General features: G+C 57.0%; 1 protein-coding gene. It reads right to left on the bottom strand.

Annotated features, from left to right (window positions below):
* Positions 1–158: 158 nt before the first annotated feature.
* Positions 159–731 (bottom strand): hypothetical protein (locus JKG68_RS32755; protein ID WP_202066646.1); only part of this gene is annotated, 573 nt, incomplete at its 5' end.

Raw genomic sequence — 731 nt, 5'->3', positions numbered from 1 at the left:
GATCACGGCCAGGGCGACCGGTCAGGCTGATTGGTGCAGCTTTGCATGGGGGGGCGTCAACCTACCCCACACGTTCTGCGCCCTTTGAAGGGAATCCACCCGGATATTGAGCAGTCCGCACGTATGAGCGCACGCCCCTGGAGCAGTGATCTGGTATCTTAATCCGAACTAACCTCGGAAGAGGGTGGGGGTGTCACCTCAACCCCAACGATGCGACTTCCGTCGGAAACGGTCCGCATGACATGGCCAAGGGGCAAACTGGCTTCCTTGAGTGCTGGGTTGTGGGGCACTGGAGCACAGTACAGGACGAAGTCCTTGCGCTTTGCTTCGAGCTTCTGTTGCCAGAACACGTAGAATTCGCGACCCACGAGAAACTTCTTCGTCGCAAGCAAGGGCCTTAGTCGAGAGGTCAGCAGGGTATCGTCAACGCGGAAGCCCATCGCTCGAAGCTGGATGAGGAGAAATGCTGCATTTCGCATCGCAACCGCACCGTGCGAGCGCGTCGGGATCGACCTGGTGGTATTGGACCAGACTTGCACCTCCTCGAAATCGAAGACTTGAGCCAGCTCATCGATACCAAAGCTTGCCAGCCGGCGGTCCATTGCGGAGATCAGTTCCTGCAAGTCTGTTGAGAAGATCCACCCCCTCCCAAGGCTTTCCTCAATCAGGTCGGAGACAGAGTTGGTGAGGATATACTCCTCAGGTAAAAGTGGTTGTTGAGCATGCTCGGC

This window comes from Microvirga aerilata (assembly GCF_016743775.1).
Lineage (GTDB): Bacteria > Pseudomonadota > Alphaproteobacteria > Rhizobiales > Beijerinckiaceae > Microvirga > Microvirga aerilata.
This window is presented reverse-complemented; position numbering and strand designations above follow the sequence as displayed.